At 67.7% G+C, this 495-nt stretch carries 1 pseudogene; it reads left to right on the forward strand.

Going from position 1 to position 495, the window contains the following annotated elements:
* A pseudogene (locus A5906_RS44920) lies at positions 1–495 on the forward strand (ribonuclease E/G); the annotation flags it as partial.

A 495-nucleotide genomic window follows, 5' to 3' on the forward strand; every position in this document is an offset into this window, starting at 1 on the left:
CCGCCACGGCTTCCTCGCCTTCAGCGAAATCCATCCCGACTACTATCAGATCCCGGTTGCCGACCGGCAGGCGCTGATCGAGGCCGAGGAACAGGCCCATCGCGAGGCCGAGGAAGAGAGCGAGAACCGTTCCCACGGCCGCCGCCGTTCGCGCCACCGTAACGCCCGCCGTCGCGGCCATGGCGAACGCGTGCGCAGCGACATCGTCGAAGGCCTCGAGGCCGGTGCCGATCCCGCCGCCCAGCCGGTCGAGGGTGCGCCGCAGCCGGAGTACACGGAAGGCCTCCCGCACGAGGGCGAGCACCTGCACGCCGATGCCGAGCATCACGGCGAGCAGGATCACCACGAGCATCAGGACCACGACCACGGCGATCATGATCACCACGATCATGACCACGGAGCGCACGACCACGCCCATGGCGATCACGACCACGACCATGGTCACGATCACCAGCACGATCATCACGACGATGCTCATGCCGATGAGACGCCCGC

Source organism: Bradyrhizobium sacchari (assembly GCF_002068095.1).
GTDB lineage: Bacteria > Pseudomonadota > Alphaproteobacteria > Rhizobiales > Xanthobacteraceae > Bradyrhizobium > Bradyrhizobium sacchari.